18 protein-coding genes and 1 pseudogene are annotated in these 22087 nt (G+C 71.5%); 13 read left to right on the top strand and 6 right to left on the bottom strand.

Translation table 11 applies throughout. The annotated features are described in order from the left end of the window. Positions 1-115: 115 nt before the first annotated feature. Together ABZ471_RS22135 and ABZ471_RS22130 are read right to left on the bottom strand one after the other, a co-directional pair. Positions 116-1732, bottom strand: a complete 1617-nt coding sequence (locus tag ABZ471_RS22135; protein ID WP_359068490.1) for a cation acetate symporter — start codon at positions 1730-1732, stop codon at positions 116-118. Further along, positions 1729-2256 (bottom strand): DUF485 domain-containing protein, encoded by a 528-nt coding sequence (locus tag ABZ471_RS22130; protein WP_359068489.1) that lies wholly within the window; start codon positions 2254-2256, stop codon positions 1729-1731. Before ABZ471_RS22130 ends, ABZ471_RS22135 begins: the two co-directional genes overlap by 4 nt. Positions 2257-2531: 275 nt before the next feature. Here ABZ471_RS22130 and ABZ471_RS22125 point away from each other — a divergent pair, with 275 nt between their 5' ends. The 9 genes from ABZ471_RS22125 (at position 2532) to ABZ471_RS22085 (ending at position 14253) form a co-directional block, all read left to right on the top strand. Next, entirely contained in the window at positions 2532-3539 is a 1008-nt protein-coding gene (locus tag ABZ471_RS22125) for an NADP-dependent oxidoreductase (protein ID WP_359068488.1), read from the top strand. Further along, entirely contained in the window at positions 3536-4342 is an 807-nt protein-coding gene (locus ABZ471_RS22120) for an SDR family NAD(P)-dependent oxidoreductase (RefSeq protein ID WP_359068487.1), read from the top strand. Before ABZ471_RS22125 ends, ABZ471_RS22120 begins: the two co-directional genes overlap by 4 nt. Before the next feature lie 186 nt (positions 4343-4528). Next, the gene (locus ABZ471_RS22115; RefSeq protein WP_359068486.1) at positions 4529-5089 is read left to right on the top strand and encodes an ATP-binding protein; all 561 of its coding nucleotides are present in this window, start codon (positions 4529-4531) and stop codon (positions 5087-5089) included. Next, positions 5086-5544 carry a Fur family transcriptional regulator gene (locus ABZ471_RS22110; protein WP_359068485.1) on the top strand — a complete coding sequence of 153 codons (459 nt, stop codon included), beginning with the start codon at positions 5086-5088 and terminating at the stop codon, positions 5542-5544. Before ABZ471_RS22115 ends, ABZ471_RS22110 begins: the two co-directional genes overlap by 4 nt. A gap of 175 nt (positions 5545-5719) precedes the next feature. Then, positions 5720-6151: an SseB family protein gene (locus ABZ471_RS22105; protein ID WP_359068484.1), complete on the top strand. Its 432-nt coding sequence runs from the start codon at positions 5720-5722 to the stop codon at positions 6149-6151. Beyond that, positions 6141-6794 (top strand): hypothetical protein, encoded by a 654-nt coding sequence (locus ABZ471_RS22100; RefSeq protein WP_359068483.1) that lies wholly within the window; start codon positions 6141-6143, stop codon positions 6792-6794. The genes ABZ471_RS22105 and ABZ471_RS22100 overlap by 11 nt, the downstream gene beginning before the upstream one ends. A 2-nt stretch (positions 6795-6796) precedes the next feature. Then, the gene (locus ABZ471_RS22095) at positions 6797-11572 is read left to right on the top strand and encodes a putative T7SS-secreted protein (RefSeq protein ID WP_359068482.1); all 4776 of its coding nucleotides are present in this window, start codon (positions 6797-6799) and stop codon (positions 11570-11572) included. Continuing rightward, positions 11569-12342, top strand: a complete 774-nt coding sequence (locus tag ABZ471_RS22090; protein WP_359068481.1) for a hypothetical protein — start codon at positions 11569-11571, stop codon at positions 12340-12342. Before ABZ471_RS22095 ends, ABZ471_RS22090 begins: the two co-directional genes overlap by 4 nt. 111 nt (positions 12343-12453) lie before the next feature. Continuing rightward, positions 12454-14253: a hypothetical protein gene (locus ABZ471_RS22085; protein WP_359068480.1), complete on the top strand. Its 1800-nt coding sequence runs from the start codon at positions 12454-12456 to the stop codon at positions 14251-14253. Positions 14254-14477: 224 nt separating this feature from the next. Here the strand turns inward: ABZ471_RS22085 and ABZ471_RS22080 are convergent. From ABZ471_RS22080 to ABZ471_RS22070, 3 genes and pseudogenes are all read right to left on the bottom strand, one after another. Beyond that, positions 14478-14954: pseudogene (locus ABZ471_RS22080) on the bottom strand (VC0807 family protein); the annotation flags it as partial. Between the two features lie 361 nt (positions 14955-15315). Continuing rightward, entirely contained in the window at positions 15316-16428 is a 1113-nt protein-coding gene (locus ABZ471_RS22075; protein WP_359068479.1) for an aminotransferase class V-fold PLP-dependent enzyme, read from the bottom strand. Between the two features lie 266 nt (positions 16429-16694). Continuing rightward, positions 16695-18407, bottom strand: a complete 1713-nt coding sequence (locus ABZ471_RS22070; protein ID WP_359068478.1) for an MFS transporter — start codon at positions 18405-18407, stop codon at positions 16695-16697. Positions 18408-18687: 280 nt separating this feature from the next. Between ABZ471_RS22070 and ABZ471_RS22065 the strand changes: the two genes are divergently transcribed. The 3 genes from ABZ471_RS22065 to ABZ471_RS22055 all read left to right on the top strand — a co-directional run bounded on the left by ABZ471_RS22065 (position 18688) and on the right by ABZ471_RS22055 (position 20915). After that, a complete protein-coding gene (locus ABZ471_RS22065; RefSeq protein WP_359068477.1) occupies positions 18688-19461 on the top strand; it encodes a TetR/AcrR family transcriptional regulator in 774 nt (257 codons plus the stop codon). 329 nt (positions 19462-19790) lie between these two features. Beyond that, positions 19791-20102 carry a hypothetical protein gene (locus ABZ471_RS22060; protein ID WP_359068476.1) on the top strand — a complete coding sequence of 104 codons (312 nt, stop codon included), beginning with the start codon at positions 19791-19793 and terminating at the stop codon, positions 20100-20102. Between the two features lie 159 nt (positions 20103-20261). Beyond that, the gene (locus ABZ471_RS22055; protein ID WP_359068496.1) at positions 20262-20915 is read left to right on the top strand and encodes a response regulator transcription factor; all 654 of its coding nucleotides are present in this window, start codon (positions 20262-20264) and stop codon (positions 20913-20915) included. On the opposite strand, the gene ABZ471_RS22050 is transcribed toward ABZ471_RS22055, so the two are convergent. Next, positions 20893-21288: a response regulator transcription factor gene (locus tag ABZ471_RS22050; RefSeq protein ID WP_359068475.1), complete on the bottom strand. Its 396-nt coding sequence runs from the start codon at positions 21286-21288 to the stop codon at positions 20893-20895. The genes ABZ471_RS22055 and ABZ471_RS22050 overlap by 23 nt on opposite strands. Before the next feature lie 249 nt (positions 21289-21537). Between ABZ471_RS22050 and ABZ471_RS22045 the strand changes: the two genes are divergently transcribed. Then, positions 21538-21969, top strand: a complete 432-nt coding sequence (locus ABZ471_RS22045; protein ID WP_359068474.1) for an ATP-binding protein — start codon at positions 21538-21540, stop codon at positions 21967-21969. The last annotated feature ends 118 nt before the right edge of the window (positions 21970-22087 follow it).

Genomic DNA, 22087 nt, shown 5'->3' with positions numbered 1-22087 from the left:
CCGCCCGCGCGGGCGGGGGTTGAGCAAACACCCGGGGGGGGGGGGGGGCCGCCCCCCCCCCCCCCCCCCTCACCTTCGGATCACGACCGGCTTCGACGCCGCCCGTCGCCGCGGGTCATTCGGCCGCGGCCAGCAGCCGTGCCTCGCTCTCCTCGTACAGCCGCCGGTTCTCGCGGCTCTCGGCGGCTCGGCGTCGGTGGTCCAGACGGCTGCCGAGCCAGCCCGCCAGATAGCCGAACGGGATGGAGACCAGGCCGGTGGACTGCATCGGGAACCAGTCGAAGTCCGCGTGCGGGAAGACGGCGGACGGCGTGCCCGAAACGGCCTTGGAGAAGATCATCAGCACCAGCGCGCAGGCCGTGCCCCCGTAGAGGCTGGCGAGCAGGCCGGTGCGCGTGAATCCGCGCCAGAACAGGGAGTAGGTCAACGCGGGGGCGACGGCCGATGCCCCGATGCAGATCGCCAGCGTGGTCAGTACGCCGACATCCCAGTTCTGGACCAGGGTGGAGAGCAGGATGGCTATGATCCCCACCGCCACGCTCGTCCACGCCGCCACCGTCATCTCCGTACGCGGCGCCGCCCGTTCCCGCCGCAGCGTGTGGGCGAACAGGTCGTGGGCGAGCGACGAGGCAGCGGCCAGGGTCATCCCCGCGACCGAGGACAGCAGGGTGATGAACACCGTGCCCGCCATGGCCGCGTAGAGAACCGTCGTGCCCGCGGAGCCTGCGCCGCCGCCGAGCACCCGGGACAGCATGAGCACCGATGTCCTGCCGTGCGGGTCGGCCGCGGTGATGTACTGCGATCCCACCAGTGCCGCCGCGCCGGTACCCATGATGATCACCGCCAGGCAGAACGTGGTGACCGTGCCGACCGCCCATGACATGGAGCGGCGCACGGCGGGCACGTCCCGCGCGGAGTACAGACGCATCGTGATGTGCGGCAGGCAGGCCGCGCCGAGGATCACGGTGATCTGAAGACTGGCGAAGTCCAGCCGTTGAGCCCCCGAGGTACCCAGCTGGAGGCCCTGCTGGAGGAAGGCCGGGCCCGTTCCGCTGCCGCGCTCGGCGGCCTGGAGCACCTTGCCGGGGCTCCAGTCGAAGCGGTTGAGGACCAGGGCGGCGATGGTGATGCTGGTGCCGAGAAGGAACACGATCTTGATCATCTGGATGAGCGCGGTGCCCCGCATGCCGCCGATCGCCGCGTAGATGATCATCAGGCTGCCGACGAGGACGATGCATGCCGTCCTGGCGCCGGCCTCGTGAGACATGCCCATGATGAAGGTGAGCAGCGACCCGGCCCCTGAGAGCTGGACGACCAGGAAGGGGAGGGTCGCCGAGAGCGTCACCACACAGGAGGCGATGCGGACGGCCCGCCCGGGCATGTTGCGGGCCAGGACGTCGCCCATGGTGAAGTTTCCGGCGTTGCGCAGCGGCTCGGCCAGCAGGAACATCAGCAGCACCAGCGACAGGGCGGTGCTGACCGCCAGGACGTAACCGTCGTATCCGGCCAGCGCGATGATGCCGGTGGTGCTCAGCACCGTGGCCGCGGAGATGTAGTCGCCCGCGATCGCCAGGCCGTTCTTGAGCGGGGTGAGGGAGAGGTAGCCGGTGTAGAAGTTCGCCAGGTCGTCGCGGTCCGGTCCTGCCATCACACACATGAGCAGCGTGAGGGTCACCAGGGTGCTGAACAGGACCAGGACGATTGCCTGCGTCCCTGAGCCGAAGTCGTTCATCCCGCCACCCCGGCATCCCGGCTCGGCCGGACCGTTCGCTCCCTGACGGCCTGCGCCAGCGGGTCCACGGAGTGTTGTGCGCTGCGTCCGTACCAGAGGACGGCCGCGAAGGTGACGACGAGCTGGAGGATGCCCAGACTCATTCCCAGGCTCAGCTCACCGGCGATCCTGGAACCCATCAGATCCGGCGCCCAGCACGACAGCACCACGTACACCACGAAAGAGCCGAGCGCGGTCAGCGTGGAGACCCGGCGGAGCACTTGGTAGGCGGAGCGCAGGGCGGCGAGGTCGGCGCCGTGCGGATGGGCCTCGTGCGCGTGCGGTGGGCGCAGGGGGGCATGCCCGTACGAGTCGTACCAAGGGGCGTCGTATCCGTACGAGGTGTCCTGCGGGACCTCGTGTCCGTACGACTCCTGCCATGGATCCCGCCCGTACGCATCGCGCCGAGGGGCGTGACCGAGGGGCTCGGTCCGTGGCTGCGGCCATCCCGGCGGCGGGTACCGGTTGTCGTCGGGGTGTGTCATCGCGTGGCCTTCCGGTGGGGCTCGGATCCGTGGGAGGTGGCGGTGAAGCGTCGGTGTGGCGGCGCACGATACCGACTGGTTGGAATGCGTGATAAGCCTGTTGGGAGTCACGTTTTCAACTCGATGTGGGATCCGCTCGACGGCGATCCGCCCACGGTCCGTGACCCCCGGACCATAGGTCCTTGCGCGCAGGGATGATCTGTGGGGATTATCACGAACGCCCGCGTACCTACTGGTCGGTATGGTCGCGGGAGGCCGCAACAACAGGAGGCGTGATGTCCACGACCCACCGCCAGATCCGTCTGGCCGCCCGCCCCACGGGCGAAGTGAAACCCGAAGACTGGGAGCACTGTTCCGCTCCGCTCGCGGAACCGGGTCCGGGCCGGTTCGCGGGCCGGACGCGCGTCATCTCCCTGGACCCGGCCATGCGGGGCTGGCTGGACGACCGTCCTTCCTACCTGCCGCCCGTGGGCATCGGAGAGGTGATGCGCGCCGGATCGGTCATCGAGGTCACCGCATCCAACCACCCCGACTTCAAGCCCGGCGACCACGTGGTCGGCACGTTCGGCGTCCAGGAGTACGTGGTCTCCGACGGCAAGGGCGCCCTGAAGATCGACACCTCCCTCGCCCCGGCCTCGACGTATCTGGGGGCGCTGGGCATGCCCGGCATGACCGCCTACTTCGGCCTGCTGGACGTCGGCGCGCTGCAGGACGGCGAAACCGTCGTGGTGTCCGGGGCGGCCGGCGCGGTCGGCACCATCGCGGGTCAGATCGCGAAGGCCAAGGGCTGCCGCGTCGTGGGCATCGCCGGCGGGCCGGAGAAGTGCGCCATGCTCACCGAAGAACTGGGCTTCGACGCGGCGATCGACTACCGAAACGAAGACGTCAAGAAGGCGCTGCGCGAGCACGCCCCCGACGGCATCGACGTCTATTTCGACAACGTCGGAGGGGACATCCTCGACACCGCCCTGACCCGGCTGGCGATGCACGCGCGCGTCGTGGTCTGCGGCGCGATCAGCCAGTACAACAACGCCACGCCGGTCAAGGGCCCCTCCAACTACCTCTCGCTGCTGGTGCGCCGCGCCCGCATGGAGGGCTTCGTCGTCTTCGACTACGCCAAGCGCTACGCGGAGGCCGCACAGGAGATCTCCGCCTTGATCGGCGCCGGCCGCATCAAGGTCAAGGAACATGTCGTGAGGGGCACCGTCGACGACTTCCCCGCGACCTTGCAGATGCTCTTCCGCGGCGAGAACGTCGGCAAGCTCGTGCTGGAGCTGGCGTGATCGCGGCTGAGGGCGGGTCCGCCGCCCCGCGGGAAGAGCAGAGGAACGGCATCTCGCTCCAGGGAAAGGTGGCGATCGTCACCGGGGCTGCCAGCGGACTGGGCCGGGCCTCGGCGCTGGCACTGGCGAGGGCGGGCGCGCGTGTGGTCGTCGCCGACCTCGACGCGCAGGGCGGGCGCGAGGTGGCCGACATGGTCGGCGGCCACTTCCGCGCCTGTGACGTCTCCGACCTCGACGCCAACCGCGCTCTGGTGGAGTTCACCCAGGAACGCTACGGCGGTGTCGACATCGCGCTGCTCAACGCGGGGGTGGCGACCGGATGCGGTATCGGCGAGGACTTCGACCCGGTGCGCTACCGCCGGGCGATGGGTGCCAACCTCGACGGCGTGGTCTTCGGCACCCACGCGGTGCTGCCCGCGCTGCGGGCCCGCGGTGGAGGGTCGATCGTGGCGACCGCTTCCCTGGCGGGCCTGGCCGCGGTGCCGCTCGATCCGCTGTATGGGGCCAACAAGCACGCGGTCGTGGGACTCGCACGCTCCCTGGGGCCGGCTCTCGCGCCGGAGAACGTGCGCTTCAACGCGGTCTGCCCAGGGTTCGCCGAGTCGCGCATCATCGACCCCCTGCGCGGCATGCTCTCCGAGCAGGGAATGCCGGTCATCCCGGCCGAGGTCGTCGCGGACACGGTGCTGCGGATCGTCACCGGCGACGGCACCGGGGAGTGCTGGTTCATCCAGGCCGGCCGCGAACCGGAGCCGTTCCGCTTCCGCAACGTGCCCGGCCCGGCCAGGCCCGTCGGCGTCTGAGGTGTTTCCGGGGGTGGGTCTCGCGAACGACCGGGCCCGCCCCCACCGTCGTACGGAGCCGTCCCGAACTGTCTCCAGCAACTTGGGGCCATCGCCAAAAATGTCCTGCTCCATAATCTTGACTGACTCCATAGAAGGCGTACCGTCGAAAGAGAGAAGGCAACCGTTCCCCGAAGGGGTGCCCGCATGACCCGCACCATCGCCCGGGAGTCCCGCTCGGGCGGAGCGATCCCCGACGCAGCTGCCCTCGGCTCGTTCGAGACCGGGACCTGGTCTCTGCCGTGGTCGCCGACCGCGTGCGGTCTGGCGAGGACAGCCGTGCGCGAGGTACTGCCCCGATGGGACCTCGGCGCGCTCGTCCCGGTCGCCGAACTGCTGGTGAGCGAGCTGGTGTGCAACGCGCTGCGGCACGGCGCCGGGCCGCTGCGGCTCACTCTCGAGCGGGTCCGGGATGTGCGCTGTTCGGTCAGCGACGGTTCTTCGCAGCCTCCGCGACCCACCGACGCCCGCCCCGAGGACGAGGGCGGCCGCGGACTGGCACTCGTGGACATGCTGGCCGCACGGTGGGGCTACGACCGCGGCCTTCCCTGGGGGAAGACCGTATGGTTCGAACTCTCCACCGGGGCGGACAGGCCGGGGCCGGACGGAAGGGAATCCCCGGGCGAGCAGAACGCACCGTGGAGGGACGGGAGCGTCGTGAACGGCCCGGTCAGGCTGAAGGGCGACTGGACGGGCGCGGCCGTATGACCCCCGTGACGACCGGCGAGGAGCCGATGGCGCTGGCCGCGGCCCGACTGCGCACGGCAGGCATGCGGGTGACCGCCCAGCGCATGGCCGTGCTGATGGCGGTCTCCGAGTCGGCCGGCCACCTCGACGCCGACGCCCTGCGCGAGCGCGCTCAGCGGGTCACGGGCGCCCTGTCCCTGCAGGCCACCTACAACGTGCTGCGTGCGCTCACGGACGCCGGTCTGATCCGGTGCACCCAGATCCCCGGTCACCCGGCCCGCTACGAGATCGAGCATCACGACAACCACCACCACTTCGTGTGCCTCCGCTGCTCCACCATCCGGGACGTCGAGTGCGCGGTGGGTGCGGCTCCCTGCCTGGAACCACGGCTGCCGGAGGAGTACGACATCCAGGAGGCCGCCGTGACCTTCTGGGGCCTGTGCCCCGACTGCCGGGCCGCCACCCCGGCGTCCTGACGGAGCCCTCCCCACCGGAGGGGAGGGCGATGCCCGTACGGACCTGGCGCACTGCCTCCCGTACGCTGCGGTCCCTGCACCTTCCGGTCCGGGCGAACCTCCACGAGAACCACCCGCACCTTCGCGCGCGTCCTGATCTACGGTGCCATCAGCCACCTACGCCCAGGGAGGGTCCGTGCAGCAGTCGAAGGCGGCGCTCGCCGAGCGCATCGCCGAACGGAGAAGGGGCGGCGACGACCCCCGTGCACTGGTCGGTGAGATGCGACGCTCGGTCCTTCTGGTGCCGGTGGCCGACGGAGGTCTCTGGTCGGTGCGTTCGGGCGGGGTGCGGTGGATCTGCGGGTTCACGGACGAGGCGGCACTGGCCCGGTTCGCCCTGCACCACGCATCCGGTGATCAGCCCATGGACTATGCAGCGCTGCTGGGCGCGCGCATCGTCGACGAGATCGTGCCCACGCTGGGCGAGCCCGCCGGTCTCGCCGTCGACATCGCCACCGAGGACGGGTCGATGTTCTTCCCGCCGGTCGTCGGCATCGTGCCGGACGCGGTCGCCGTCGACGCCGGCGTGCCGGGCGGCGCGGGTGAGGGGCGCGGCCGTGGGCGGTGACGGAGCGGACCTCCACCTCGACAAAGCGTCCGTCGCGAAGTTCACGCAGGGCGTGGGCAAGATCATCGACGAGCTCGGTGACCTCGGTGGATCCACCGGTTCGGTGATGGGCAAAGGCTTCTCCGAGCTGTCGATGACCGGAATGGAGGCCGGGCACCACGGTCTCTCGGTCGACTTCGAGGACTTCTGCGAGCGCTGGGAGTGGGGCGTGCGGGCCCTGGTGCGGGACGCGAGCCAGCTCGCGAACCGCCTCGGCCTCGCGGCGGGCACCCTGTGGGAGCACGACCAGTACGTCGAGGGCGCGCTGAAGGTGGGTGCCAACTCGCTGATGGGCGGCAACCCGCACGCCAGTGAGGAGGAGATCGCCAAGCAGGGCTGGGGCGACGTCTTCACGCCGGACTACCTGGACCCGGACTGGAGCGCCGAGTCGTTCGAGAAGGCCGGTCAGGACATGGAGCAGACCTGGAAGGACACCGGCCGCACGGTTCTCACCGAGGGCCAGGGCGGCCGCCAGTCGCAGATGCTCAACGAGGCGTTCGGTGTCTCGGACGACCAGTGGAACCAGGCGCTGGACGAGACCTTCGGACCGTCACCGGAGGAGCGCGCGAAGCAGCAACAGCAGGGTGAGTCCGGGGGGAACTGAGGGTGGGTATCGGCGACTTCATCAGCGACATCACGCCCGACTCGGTCGAGGACGCGGTCGAGGACGGCGTCGAGTGGGTGGGCAACCGGGTCGAGGACGCGGGCAATTGGACCGCCGACCGGTTGCAGGACGTCGGTTGGGAGTCCGGCGCCGACTGGGTGCGCGAGCAGTCCCGTTCGGTCGCCAACCGGCTGGGCGCAGAGGTCGACGAGATGGACCTCGGGCAGACCGAGGACAAGACCAAGCTGATCTACGGCAGCCCGAGCAAGATCAACTCCACTGCCGAGAAGCTCCGCGCTTTCCAGTCGGCCTTCGACGACACCGGCGACGGTCTCAAGGGCCTCGACTCGTCCCGGCTCAAGGGCGAGGCCGCCGACGCGCTGCGCACCGCGGTGAGCACCCAGCCGCCCAAGTGGTACGACGCCGCGGATGCCTGCGCGAAGGCGGTCGGCGCGATCGAGGCGTTCGCCGACACCGTCACCTGGGCGCAGGGACGGGCACAGACGGCGGTCGACAAGTGGAAGGAGGGGGTCAAGGCCTCCGAGGACGCCGCCGACGCCCACCGCAAGAAGGTCGACGACTACAACAAGGCCGTCGACCGCTACAACGCCCAGCCCGCCGACAAGCGGGAGCCGTCCTCGCTCCCGCCGCGCCCCGCCGAGACTTTCGACGACCCCGGCAAGAAGCTGATGAAAGAGGCGCAGGACATCCTCGCCGAGGCCCGCAAACAGCGGAACTCGGCCGCGGAGACCGCCCGTTCCGCGGTCCGCGCCGCCCGCGACATGGCGCCGAAGAAGCCTTCGTACGCCGAGCAGTTGCGCGACGGGTACGAGGAAATGCAGCTCATGGGCGACCATGTCGGCGGCGGCATCATCAAGGGCACGGCCGGCATCGTGAACTTCGTGCGCTCGGTCGACCCCATGGACCCGTACAACCTCACGCACCCGGCCGAGTACGCCACGTCCCTCAACAGCCTGGCCGCGGGCCTGGTGGTGGCCGCCAACGACCCCGTCGGCACCGGCACCCAGATGGTCAAGGACTTCATGAAGGACCCGGCCGAGGGCGTCGGCCGGCTGATCCCCGACCTGGCGTTGACCGCGGCCACCGGTGGCGGCGGCGCCGCGGTGAAGGGCGTGCGCCTCGCCGAGGAGGCGTCCGACGTCGCACGGGTGCGCAGGCTGGTCGACGACGCAGAGGACGGCGCTCACCGCCGTCCCGACGGTGAGCGCGTCACCGACGGCTCCGACCCGGTGGACCTCGCCACGGGCCGGATGTTCCTGCCCCAGAGCGATGTGGAGATCCCCGGCATCCTGCCGCTGGTCTTCACCCGACGCACCGAGTCCGGCCTGGCCACCGGCCGCTTCCTGGGGCCGTCCTGGTCGTCCACGGTCGACGAACGGCTGGAGATCGACGCCGTCGGAGTCGTCCATGTCACCGCCGACGGCCTCCTGATCACCTATCCGCATCCGGTCCCCGGCGACCCCACCCGGGCGGCTGCAGGCAGGGCCCGCACGCTGCTCGCCCGTGACGCCGACGGGGCGTACGCGCTGACCGACCCCGACTCGGGCGTGGTCCGCCACTTCGCCGCCCCGGTGGGCGCCGAACCCGGCGGTGACGGAACCGCCTGGCTGTCCGGCCTCACCGAACGCAACGGCCACACCCTCACCGTCGACCGGGCCGAGGACGGGCTGCCGCTGGCCCTCGTCCACTCGGCGGGCCACCAGGTGAAGCTGACCACCGCAGACGGCCGGGTGACCGCACTCTCCCTGGCCGGCGCGGGAGAGCACGGCGCGGACCTGCCGCTGATGGGCTACGGCTACGAGGACGGCGACCTCACCACCGTGACCAGGCCGTCCGGCGCCGTCACCGCCTTCCGGTACGACGAACGCCACCGGGTCATCGCCTGGATCGACTCCAACGGACGCCGCTACGACTACGTCTACGACGACCGGGACCGGGTCGTCGCCGAGGGCGGCGAGGCCGGCCACGTCCAGATCACCCTGGCGTACACCGAACCGGACGCCGCGACCGGCCACCGGACGACGGTCCTGACCACCGCCGACGGCCGGGCCACCCGGCATCTGATCGGCCCGGGCTGCCAGGTCCTGGCCACCACGGACGCGCTCGGCCACACCACCCGGTTCCGCCACGACCCGAGCGGCAACCTGCTGTCCCGTACCGACCCGCTCGGCGCCACCACCGGCTTCACGTACGACGAGGAGGGCCGGCTGGTCTCGGCCGTCCGCCCGGAGGGCTCCGAACTGCGTCTCGTACGCGGCCGGTTCGGGCTGCCGGTGGAGGTCGTGGGGCCGGACGGCGCCCGCACGGCATACGCGTACGACGAGCGCGGCAACCGCACGTCGGTCACCGATCCGGCCGGACACACCACCCGCACCTCCTACGACGACGCCGGCCGGCTCACCTCGGTCACCGACGCCCTCGGGGACACGACCCACGTGGAGTGCGACGCGGCCGGGCTGACCGTTGCGGTGACCGACCCGTCCGGCGCCGTCACCCGCACCGAGCGGGACGGGCTCGGCCGCCCGGTCCGCGCCACCGACCCCACGGGCAGGGTCACCCGACTCGAATGGAACGCGGACGGATGGCTCGCCCGCCGCACCGGCCCGGCCGGCGACACCGAGTCATGGACCTACGACGGCGAGGGCAACTGCCTGACCCACACCGACGCCGCCGGCGGCGTCTCGAGCTACGAATACACCCACTTCGACCTCCCGCTCGCCGGCACCCGGCCCGACGGCGGCCGCTACGAGTTCGAGCACGACAACGACCTGCGCCTCACCCGGGTCACCAACCCGCAGGGCCTGACCTGGACTTACGAGTACGACGCGGTCGGCAACATCGTGTGCGAGACCGACTTCGACGGGCGCGACCTGACCTACCGCGTGGACGCCGCGGGCCGGCTCGCCGCCCGCGTCGACGCGCTCGGCGGAACCATCTCCTTCGAGCGCGACCGGCTCGGCCAGGTGCTCAGCAAGAACGTCGACGGCCAGGTCACGACCTACGCGTACGACCGGGCGGGCCGCCTCCTGGAAGCGATCGGACCGGAGAGCGAGCTCCGCTACCAGTACGACCGCTGCGGGCAGGTCAAGACGGAGCTGGTGGACGGCCGCCCGCTCGTCCACTCCTACGACGACCTGGGGCGGCGCATCCGCCGGACCACGCCCACCGGCCACGTCACGTCCTACGCCTATGACTCCGGCGGGCTCCCCTCGCGGCTGACCACGGGAGGCCGGCGGGTCGACTTCACCCACGACGGCGCCGGCCGCGAGCTGGCCCGCGCCTTCGGGGACGCCATCACCATGACGTCGGCCCGTGACGAGGCGGGACGGCTCGCCGCGCAGCACATCACCGCCGGAGCCCGGGCCGTCAACAGCCGCGCCTATGCCTACCGCGCCGACGGGCAGCTGCTCTCCGTCGCGGACCGGCTGTCGGGCACCCGCACCTTCGACCTGGACCCGATGGGCCGGGTCACCGCCGTCCACGCCCCGGGCTGGACGGAGCGGTACGCCTACGACGACGCGGGCAACCAGACCTCGGCGTCCTGGCCGGACCGGCACCCGGGCAGCGAGGCGACCGGTGAGCGCGCCTACACCGGCACCACCATCACCCGCGCCGGAGACGTCCGCTTCGAGCACGACGCCCTCGGCCGGGTCACCCTGCGGCAGAAGACCCGCCTGTCCCGCAAGCCCGACACCTGGCGCTACGAGTGGGACACGGAGAACCGTCTCACCTCCGTCACCACCCCCGACGGGACCCGATGGCGCTACCGCTACGACCCGCTGGGCCGCCGCACCGCGAAACAGCGCCTCGCGGCCGACGGCGAGAGCGTGGCCGAGGAGGTCCGTTTCACCTGGGACGGACTCACCCTGTGCGAACAGACCAGCCAGCGGCCCGACGCCCCGCACACGGTCGCCCTCACCTGGGACCACCGGGACGTCGTCCCGCTGACCCAGACCGAGCGCATCCTCACGGCCGACAGCCGTCAGCAGGAGATCGACCGCCGGTTCTTCGCCATCGCCACCGACCTCGTGGGCACCCCGACCGAACTGATCGACGACTCGGGCGACATCGCCTGGCGCAGCCGGAGCACACTCTGGGGCACCACCGCCTGGGCTCGGGACAGCAGCGCCTACACCCCGCTCCGCTTCCCCGGCCAGTACTACGACCCCGAGACCGGCTTCCACTACAACTACTTCCGGCACTACGACCCCGAGACCGGCCGCTACACCTCCCCGGACCCACTGGGCCTGGCTCCCGCGCCGAATCCCGTCGGCTATGTGGACAACCCGTACGCGGGCTGCGACCCGCTGGGCCTCATGCCCAAGTACACGAAGGAGGAGAAGGCCCAGCAGGCCAGGGAGAAGGCCCACAAGACCGCGGACGAGGTCATCGAGCGGGCTCAGGGCGGCCGGATGCGGAAGGACGGCGGCTACCACGCGGACACCCGGCACGCGTTCAGCGACGAGCGCGTGCTGGAGATCCTGAAGAACCCGGACGCGGTGTACCACTCCTCGGCAGGCAGCGGAAACCTGATCTTCCGTCAGGGCGAGGACGTCGTGGTCGCCCGGGGCGGAGGCGCCGGAGCGGGCAACGTCATCACGGCGTACGGCCCCTCGGGCATCAAAGGCACGTCCGGGGCGGAGGCGCTCGGCGGTCTGCCCACCGATCCCGGCGGGCCGATCACCCACGCGGACGTCGTGGAGGGCAGGATTCCGGGCAAGAACGGCTACATGGCTCCGGCGGAGCAGATCAAATGAGGCAGCACGGTATGAAGATCACCCTCGGCGACGACTGGACCGCGACGGTGACGGGCGAACCCCTGCGCGTCACTCCGGGCTTCGACTTCTCGAGCCCCGGCGTGCGCCTTGCGCCGTACGCGAACCGGGAGGAACGCGAGCGCTTCCTCCTGGACACCTTCGGCAGCCAGGAGTGGCTGTGGGACACCCCGGACACGCTCGGGTTCGACCGGGTGAGCCGGGAACTGGTCGGCGCAGAGTTCCGGCTGCCCCACGAGTCCGCCTCCGCCGAGGACTGCGCCCGACTCTCCTCCGTGCCCCCCGTCCTCCCGGGCGGGCTGCGCGCGGACGAGGAGCGGGACTGCCGCCTCGAGGTCACCTCGGTGCTGTGCCGTGCGCCCGGAGACGCCGAACTGACCTGTCTGCGCGACCTCGACGTCCTCGACGAACCGCTGCAGGCCCGCATCGGCATCGCCCCGGACGTGGCGCTCCTGGTCCAGCACGGCACCGTCGTCGGCTGGAGCCTCACCGATCCCGCGCGCCATCTGACGAGCGCCTGTGCCGCCCCCGACCCCGACCCGCCGTCCCCGGCCACCCGCCGGCTGCTCAGTGCCTGCCTGGACCTGATCACCGATCCGCTGCTCGACGAGGTGCAGGACCGCGAGCCGGCCGCCCTGGCCCGGCTTCGGGAGATCCACCAGGCCCTGCGCGTCCAGCGCGAGGACCGGCACCGCGCCGACGCCCTGCTCTCGCTCATCAGCAACCTGGTGGAGGACTACGGGGACCGGTGACGGTCGGTCAGCCGGGCAAGCCGAGCCGCACCGGGCGCTGCGGACGGCAGGGAGAGGCGGTCCGCAAGCCGGCGCGACCCGTTGTCGGTGCCGTCCGTCATGATCGGACCCATGAACGAGATCGACACGGCCGCGCCCCGCGCCTCCCGCACATGGAGCGGATTCGCCGCATCCGCCGCCCTGCAGGGTCTCGTCGGGGCCTCGGGCTCCTGGAACGACGACTCCTTCGCCGACATCCGGCGCATCGGCCACTACATCGAAGGCAGTTGGGCGCCCCAACCGGGCGAACGGGAGGTCCGTCCGCCCGCGGCGGGCAGTTGGACGGAACTCATAGGACGCACGGGCGCACTCGCGCTGCGCGCGGCCGTCTCCGCGACCAGGCCGGAGCGCCGCGAGGTGCTGCTCGACTTCCTGGAGATGTGGGCGCGCACGCCGTTCGCCGACCCGGCCTACCGTTTCCGCCTGGGCCGGCTCGCCGGCACGACCTCGTTCGCCGTCCGTGACCACCGCGGAGCTTCCTTCGGCCTGCACCTGCCGGTCGCGCGGGTGACTCGCTACTTCGAGGCCGTGCTCCCCGGCAGTGAGGCCGCTCCGCGCCCGGAGGAACCCCTCTACGTCGTGGACTGCCACCGCGGTTGGGGCACCCCGGGGCAGTTGCTGCGCCTGGTGGAGCTCGTCCGGGAGCGCGGCCCGGTCGCCGGGGACGTGGACGCGGCCCTCGCCCTGAGCGAGGCGACCGGCCTGAGCCGCCCCGCCGCGGCCCTCGTTCTGGCCGGTAACCCGGGTGCGGGCGGCTACCGCATGCCCTTCCTCGACGAGCACGAGCGCGCCGTGTTCGGCTTCAAGGCCGGCGAACTCGAGTCGGCGCGCGCCGAGTTGTCGATGCTGCACGACGGTGAGCGGCTGGCCCTGCTCGCCGACGTGATGCCCGCGGACCCCGCGGACCTGTGGGAGCCGGGCGGCCTCGCCCGCGTCGCGGAGCGCACCGCCGCGGCCTGGGCGGAGCAGCACGGCGCCCGTCCGCACGCACCGTGGACCACCTGGCAGGCCGCAGTCGCCCTGGAGACCCGGATGCCGGCGACCCACCTGTGCCACCTGTTCCTAGACCCGGCGAACGCCACCCTGCCACCGGGCTTCTACCTGCGGGTCTGGCCCTGCCCGCCCGAGCACCGCCACCTGCGCACCGCGTGGGACGTCATGGGCGACTACGACGCCGGGACCGTCGCGGACGCCGTCTTCGCCGGCCTGCCGTGGGCGTACGCGGACCTCCCCGCCGGGGATGCCGTACGCACCGGGGCACCGGACGTCGTCCGCCATCTGCGCAAGGTGCTGGCCGGGCGGGACTCACCGGCCCGCATCCTGTACTCGGGCGTGATCCGCGGCAACCGGGGAAGCCGGCGCTGGGACTGGCTGACGGACGGCACGTGCGACCGCGTCACGGCCCGCATCACCGCCGACGACCTGCCTCCGGGCCGCTACGAGTCCGACCCGCGCGCCTGCGCCCCCGACCTGGTCGCCGACGTCACCGCCACCCTCGACCTGCCCGAGGATGCCGCCGCCCTCTACCTTCAGCTTCTGTTGCTCCCTGTGCCCTCGGACCGCAACGTGCGGCGATGGAACGCCTGGACACCGGCCCGCCACAAGGCAGCCGCGGCGGAGCTGGTGGCGCGTGGCCTGGTGGTGGAGGACCGCCGGGCCCGCGCGGGACGCACACTCTTCCTGCCCGGCCAGTGGGCTCACGCCAAGAAGCCGCTGCCGCCGATGGAGTCCTGGAAAGCACCCCTGATCGGAGCGCAGCTGAGCGCCGACGGGAGCGAGGTAAGGGCCTTCGAACTGCTTCCGGGCACGCTCCCCGAACTGTTCACCGAGGCCTGGCGGCTGGTCCGCAGGGGGGAGGGGCCGACGGGCTGACCGGTGGGGGCCTGAAAGAGCGACGCCAGGTGGCCCAGTGCGTGGCCCGTGCCGTTCTCCGGGGCGGCAGCCCGTGCGGTCTTCCGCGACGGCGGCCGCCGGGTCCCGGGCGGAGGCCGCCTCAGTGGGGGGCGGAGGGCGCTCATGCCGGCCGCTGCGGAGACGCCGAAGAGCGGGAGGCCGTGGCGCGCGCGGAAGCGGCGGGTGTGGACGGCGGTGGCCGTGGCGGCCAGGGCGAGCAGCACGAGGGACTGGACACGGGCGAGCAGCGGCACCGTGTCGGTGGGCAGTGTGAGGGCGGCGAGCGTGCCGAATCCGCCGTCGAGGATCTGCTCGCTGCCCCAGAGAAGAGTGAGAGCGCGCAGTCCCTGACGGAACTCGGCGGAGTCCTGCCACGCCTTGCTCCGCGCCCGGGCCGCCGGTCCCCGGTGCAGTCGCCGGCCCAGTTGGAAGGCCAGAGGTATGCGGGTGAATCCGGTGCTGAGCACCCAGCTGCCGACGACGAGGGACAGCACCGCGTCCTTGCACAGCAGGACGCGGGTGCCGCCGCCCAGGAGGGAAGCCGGCGCGGCGGCGGCCAGCAGGACCGTGAAAAACAGGTCCACACCGTCGATCCGGCGCTGCCGCACCGCACCGGACAGCAGGTGCAGGGCAGGCGGTGCGCCGCTCAGCAGCAGCGCCGGGGCCTGGTCGGCGCCCAGGGCGTGGGCCGCCTAGTAGACGACGAGCGGGAGGAGGATGTCGAGGGCGAGCGAGAGCAGCGGGGCGAAGAGTCTCCCGGTCGGCTTCTCGGCCGTGCCCGATCGCTGTGCGGGTTGCATTTCCGTCATCGCTGTCCCTCCTCGCTCCGGTGCGGGTGCCGAGCCGGGCGGCGCAGCCACGGCGGCGCCCGGCTGCCTCAGCTGCGGCCGGACGGCGCCACCTGTGGGAAGACGCTAGGTGCGGGGCCGGGCCCGGTGGATCGGAGCAGGGGTGGAGAGCCGGGTGGAAAGCAGGTGGAAGCACGGGACCACGACCTCCACCGGCGCACCGCACCCCAGGGTGGAGACAAGCCGGCCGGGTTCAGTTCCGCAGCGACGCCAGCGCGGCGGCCACCCGTTCGCACGCCTCCGGCGGTGTCGAGGCGTGCGGGGAGAGCCTGAGCGAGTCGGCGCGCACCGTCGGAGTGACACCCTCGGCGTGCAACGACTTCGCGACGAGGGGCGGCTCGTGGTCCGGCATCGTGAAGGAGAGGATGCCCGCGCGCCGCACCGGGTCGGTGGGGGAGAGGACGCGGCCGCCGCGTTCCCTGACGACCTCGGTGAGTTCGGCGATCCGCGTGGCGATCGCGGCCTCGATCGCCGCGACGGTGTGCCGCTCGACGAGGCCCAGTGCGGCCGCGAACGCGGCGGCCGTGACCGGGCTGAGATTGGTGATCGACCACCGTTGCGCGTCCGGGGCGGGTGGGTGCTCTGTACCGTCGAAGAGGCCGACGTCCTCGACGCCCGTCCAGCCGGTGAGGACCGGCTCCAGGGATTCCAGCGCGCGGTCGGACAGGGTCGCGAAGCCGGTGGCCCATCCCGCGCGCAGCCATTTCTGACCGCCCGCGACCAGCACGTCGGCCGCGTCCCAGGGCATCCCGGCCACGCCGAACGCCTGGATGGCGTCCACGATCAGCAGCCGGTCCGGTCCGATCGCCTCGCGCAGCGCCGCCAGGTCGGCACGGAAACCGGTGCGGAAGTCCACGGCGCTGACGGACACGGCGACGACGTCGTCGGTCAGCGCGGCGCGCACCAGGTCGGGGGTGACCCCGCTGCCGGGCACCGGGTCGAGCCAGCGTGGCGTGGCCCGGCCCAGGTCCGCGGTGCGGCGCCACGGATAGTGGTTGGCGGGGAAGTCGGTGCGTGGTGCGAGGACCACACCCTCCCGGATGCCGAGAGCGGCGTGGAACAGACCGGTGGACGCGTTCGGGAGCAGCACGGTGTGCTGTGCGTCGGTGCCCGCGAGGCGGGCGGCCGTGTCACGTGCGGTCCCTTCCGCGCGCATCAGGCCGTCCACGGTGGTGTGGTCGGCGCGGGCGGACTCCTCCATGGCTCGCGCGGTGGCGGCCACGGCGTCCCGCGACGGCGGACCGAACCGTGCGAAGTCGAGGTACCCGGCGGGCGTGTCGAAGTGGGCTGCGTACGACGTGAGCACGGGGCTCGTCCTTCCGGGACGGTGCGGGTCGGGCGGTGTGGCGGCGGGTGCGCCGGGTGAGGAGTGTCCCGCGTGCGATGGACAGGCGTCCCGCCGCCCACCGCCGCGTGCGCATCCTCACCCGCCCGCACGGTACGCGCCTCGCTCCGCGCGAACCGTCCCGGGGGTGCCGGCCCGCATCCGACAGGCGAATACGGGACGGCCGGGCAGCCCCTGCTCAGGGGTTGCCCGGCCGTCCCGTTCGCCGATGCCGGTGAGGCCGTGGCTCAGTGCCCCGGGGCCCCCTCGGGGCGCGCGTGGCGCGGCAGGAGGAACGCGAGCAGGAAGGTCAGGGCGAGCATGCCGTCGACGATCCACAGCACCGTCTGCATGACGGACCCGAAACCGCTCTGGAAGGCCGACGACGCGGTGGCCTGCAGCGCGGCGGGTATCCGGGCGCCGGCCTGAGGAGAGGTCACGGCGGACCGGGTGTCCTTCTCCAGGCGCGTGCAGGACGCCGGCGTCGCGGCGGGATCCTTGGCGACGGCGCGGGCCGAGGCGCACGTACGCAGGTCCGCCACGATGCGCTCCTGAGCGGCGGGCGCGACGTGTGCGGCGGTCAGCTGCCCCCGCAGGCCGTCCGAGCGGTGGTCGACGGCGGTGGCGATCCCGCCGCCCAGCAGACCGAAGAACACGGTGCCGAGGATGGCCACGCCGAAGGCGCCGCCGAGCTGCTGTACCGCGGTCATGGTGCCGGACGCCGAACCCGTCTCGTGCTGCTCGACACTGGCGAGCACGATGTCGAAGAACGGCGCCATCAGCAGGCCCATCCCGATGCCGGTGACGAGCAGGGACGGCAGGAGCTGCCAGGGGCCGACGCCGCTCCCCACCATGTCGAGGGTCAGCCACACGCCGAACACGCCCACGGCCATGACCAGCGTGCCCGCCTGCAGGACGGCCCGTCCGAACCGGGCGACACCCTGAGCGATCCCGAAGCCGACGATCATGCCGCCCGACCAGGGCACCATCACCAGTCCCGCCTTGAGCGGCGAGTAGCCGAGGCCGATCTGGGTGTAGAGGTTGAAGACCAGCATGAAGCCCTGCATGGTCGAGAAGAAGACCAGCCCGAGGGCCATGCCGCCGCTGAATCCACGCTTGCGGAAGAGGCTGGGGACGACCAGCGGGTCCCGGCCGGCCTTGCTGCGGCGCGACTCGTACATGCCGAAGGCGACGAAGGCGACCCCCGAGGCGGCCATCATCACGAACGTCCACACGGGCCAGTCGTACTCACGGCCCTGGACCAGCGGGAAGATGATGAGCAGTGCGGCCAGCGAGACCAGGAGCATGCCGGGGATGTCCAGGCGCGGCTTGCTGCCGGACTGGCCTTTCGGCAGATAGCGCAGGGCGCCGGCGAGGGCCGCGGCACCCAGCGGCAGGTTGATCAGGAAGATCATCCGCCAGCCGGTGCCGAAGTAGTCGGCGTCCACGAGCCAGCCCGCCAGGATCGGCCCGCACACCGCGGACAGTCCCATGACCGGGCCGAACATGCCGAAGGCCTTCTGCGACTCCTTCGGCGGGAACATCTCCTTGATCATGCCGAGGCCCTGCGGCAGCATCACCGCGCCGAACAGTCCCTGTACGACGCGTGCGGCGATCAGCATCTCGGGCGACACGGAGATCGCGCACAGCAGCGACCCCACGGTGAAGCCGGCGGCCCCCACCAGGAACATCCGGCGGCGCCCGTGGATGTCCCCGAGCCGCCCTCCGGTTACCAGCCCGACGGCCATCGAGAGGGTGTACGCGGCGGCGAGCCACTGCAGAGTGGAGGCACCGCCGCCGAGGTCGGCCCGCATGGAGGGGCCGGCGATGTTCGTGACGACGGCGTCGAGGAGATCCATCACCTCGGCCGCCAGGATCACGAAGAGCGCAGCCCAGCGCCACCGGTAGGGCGCTGGCGAGTCGGTGGGCGTCTCGGTGGACGCGACACCGGTGGTGGACATCGGAACTCCTCGCAGAGGGGCCGCGCCGCGGTGACGACCCGCGGGCGCGGTGGGACGGATGGATGTGACTGCCCGGCTCGCCGTACGGCGCGCGGAGACGGACGATCGGATGCACGAGAGAACAGCGTTCACCGTAGCAGAACAGTGCTCACTCCGAGAACGGCGTTCATTAAGATATAGCGCAATCCCAGCGGCTCGGACAAGATATATCGCGTTCCTGGGCGGCTGAACGCCGCTCGCCGGAGGAGAACACTGTTCTCCCGGCGTCTAGACTGTCCTCATGACCGACGCGGCCGCCGGCACCCCCGCACCCCCTCCGCCGTCCCCCTGGGAGCGCGAGCGCCCCGCTCGCGCCCGCGTCGCTCCCGTCCGCGCGCCCCTGTCGCGCGAACGGGTCGTCGAGGCCGCCTTCACCGTGCTGGACCGCCAGGGGCTCGACGGGCTGTCGATGCGCCAGGTGGCGGCCGAACTCGGGGTCACGGTCTCCGCCCTCTACGCCCACGTCAGCTCCAAGGACGACCTCCTGGAGCTGATGTACAGCCGGCTCTTCGACGGCTTCGAGATTCCCGAACCCGACCCGGAGCGGTGGCGGGAGCAGGTACGGGACTTCGCCCGCTCCGGACGGCAGCGCCTGCTGTCCCACCGGGACATGGCCAGGATCTCCATGGCTCACGTCCCCTTCACTGCCGAACTGCTGCCGCACGTAGAGGCGTTGCTCGCCGTCTTTCGTACGGCAGGGCTGCCCGACCGCATCGCGGCGGAGGCCGGTGACCTCATCTCCACCTACATCGACGGGTTCGTCCTGGAGGAGGGCATGTGGCAGGACCGGGCTGCCCAGCACGGCGGTGACGGTTCCTCCCTGGCCCGCCCCGACTGGCGCGAGATGGCCGACAAGATGCAGGACTACTTCGCCTCGCTGCCGGAAGAGGACTTTCCCCACCTGCGCGCCCTGGCCGGGCTGATGGTGACGGACTCCTCCGACGAGCGGTTCGACATCGGTCTGGAGATCATCCTGCGCGGCCTGGCGAGCTACCTGCCGGACCCGGCGGCCTGACGTGTGCCTGCCGCGTCAGCCCTGGTGAGCGGCACTGTTACGGCAGCCTTCAGCCTCGGGCTTCCTGCTAGCGGTAGGTGAGAACCACCGCTGGCTGCAAAGACATGACCCGGTCGCAGCGCAAGGCTGGACGCAGTTGGGTTCCCTGTGGCGGAGGTGAAGACAGTACCCCCTCCGCTGCGGGCTCACCTTTCGGAAAGGACTCGTCATGAGCGCAAACGCGTCCAGGATCGCGCGCCTGGCTTCCGTGTCCGTCGCTACGGCCGCCCTGGCGTTCACCGGAGTCGGTGTTGCCAGTGCCGCCTCGGCTCACTCGGACGCACACAGCGGTGTGGTCTCCGCGAGCCACCACGGTGACCGGGGTGACGGCGGTCGTCACGGCCGCGATCACGATGACGGCGGCGGACGGTTCCGTGACGCCGGTGACTGGTGGAACGACAACGGCCACGACGGTGGCCGGAGTCACGACCACGGCGGTTACGGAGACCACGGTTACGGAGACCACGGTGACGGCGGCCACGGCTACGGCGGTGGCCATGGCGGTGGCCACGGCGGTGGCTACGGAGGAGGTCACGGCGGCGGCCACGGTGGAGGTCACGGGCGTTGAGCCAGACGCGAGGTGGGGCCCCGTCTCCCTGTGAGGCGGGGCCCCACCTCGCGCATTCCGATCGTCTGCGTCGGTGAGACTCTCTTCCCCGTGCCCCTGCCAGGTGCTCACCCGGCGCGGCTCACCGACAATGTCAGGTATGACGCCAGGAAGCCCCAGCGCCGGGGACGGGCCCGCCGGCGACGGACAGGTCATGGCGGAACTGCGGGTCGTTCTCGCCGACGATGACGTCCTGCTGCGCGAAGGACTGGCCAGTCTGCTGCAGCGTTCGGGCTGTGCGGTGGTCGGGCAGGCCGCCGACGCGGCACAGTTGCTCGACGTGGTCCGGCAGGCGACGCCGGAGCTGGTGGTGGTCGACATCCGGATGCCGCCGGGGCAGACCATCGAGGGGCTGGAGGCAGCGCGCACCATCCGGCAGGAGTTCCCCGCCATGGGCATCCTCGTTCTGTCGGCCCATGCCGAGGTGGAGCATGCCTTGGAGTTGCTGGCCAGTGGCCGCAGCGTCGGCTACCTGCTCAAGAGCCGGGTGGGTGACGTGCAGGAGTTCCTGGAGGCACTGCGGCGGATCGCCAGAGGGGGGTCGGTGGTGGATCCGGCGCTGGTGCAGGAGTTGGTGTCCGCCCGTCGCCGGGAGGATCCGCTGGCCGTGCTCAGTGCGCGGGAGCGCGAGGTGCTGGAGCTGATGGCCGAGGGCCGGTCCAACGCCGGTATCGGCCGTCGGCTGTGGGTCACCGAAGGAACGGTGGAGAAACACGTCCGCAGCATCCTGGCCAAGCTGGACCTGCCGGAGACCGACGACGACCACCGTCGCGTCCGGGCTGTGATCACCTACCTGGAGGCCCGTTGACCGGGTCGTCCCGGTGGCCGTCGTCCACCCCGGCGAGCAGGGTGCGGACGGCGTCGCCCGACAGGAGCGTCTTGCACAGGAAGCCCACCGCGGGGCTCGCCTCGATCAGGTCGGCGTACTCCTCCTCGGCGTGGCTGGAAATCAAGATCACCGAGAGGGGGGTCGGACCGGTCTCGCGCTGCATCCGTCCGGCCAGTTCCAGGCCGCTCTCGACACCGAGGTCGATGTCCACCAGCGCCACGTCCGGCCTGAGTTGCTCGGCCAGCCGGAGTGCCTGGTCGCTGTTCCGTGCCACGCCCACGACGGCGATGTCCTGGTGTGCCAGCAGACAGCGAGCGGCGTTCAGGAAGTAGGGGTTGTCATCGACAACCATGCAGCGCAACATGCCTACAGGATCCCAGGGCAGTACCTGGTCGGCATTCCTGCTACCTGTATTCGCGGCCCGTTCTGCCTGCGGCGTCCATGGCCTGTGTACTGCTGTCAACTGCAGTCCGGTCCCTCCCGCTGACCGGTAGAGACATTGGGCGCTGGCCGCGAAGACGCGCACGGGCGCCGGCCGCGACCATGGGGGCATCCAGGACGGACGGCGCTCCAAGCCCCGGTACTGGAGGAGGTGATGGGCGTGAGGTACGACGACAGCACCGTGCGGTACGGCCACAGCACACCGACGTCCGCATGTCCTTGGAGGACCCTGGCGCACTGCCCGGAAGCCGCCTGGCAGGCCCGCACCATGGCTCAGGAGTTGCTGACGCGGTGGGGGGTCGCGGGCGAGGTCGCGGACTCGGTCCTGCTGACCGTCTCCGAACTGGTCGCCAATGCAGTACGACACGCCCAGCCGCCGCTGAACGTCGGACTGGATCGCGATCCCGACACCGGCCATGTGCATGTCGAGGTGGCGGACGGAGGTCCCGCAGCCGACGACCGGCAGGCTGGTCTCGCCGCCGACGAACACGGCCGCGGACTGATGATCATCGACCAGCTCACCGCGGCCCACGGCGACCGCCAGGAAGCGGGCCACGCCGTCCACTGGGCCGACATCGCCTATGCAGTGTGAACCGAGCACAACGCCTCGCGGTGCCGCGCCCGGCGCCGGCCACCGCCGGCATTCCGCGGCGACCAGCTTCCCCACCGGCCCGATGTGTCACACTTTGATGAAGTACGTCCGTTCATGC

The sequence above is a fragment of the Streptomyces sp. NPDC005728 genome (genome assembly GCF_040630895.1).
Classification (GTDB): Bacteria; Actinomycetota; Actinomycetes; order Streptomycetales; family Streptomycetaceae; genus Streptomyces.
Note: the sequence above shows the minus strand (reverse complement) of the source record. Positions and strands in the feature narration are given on the sequence as shown.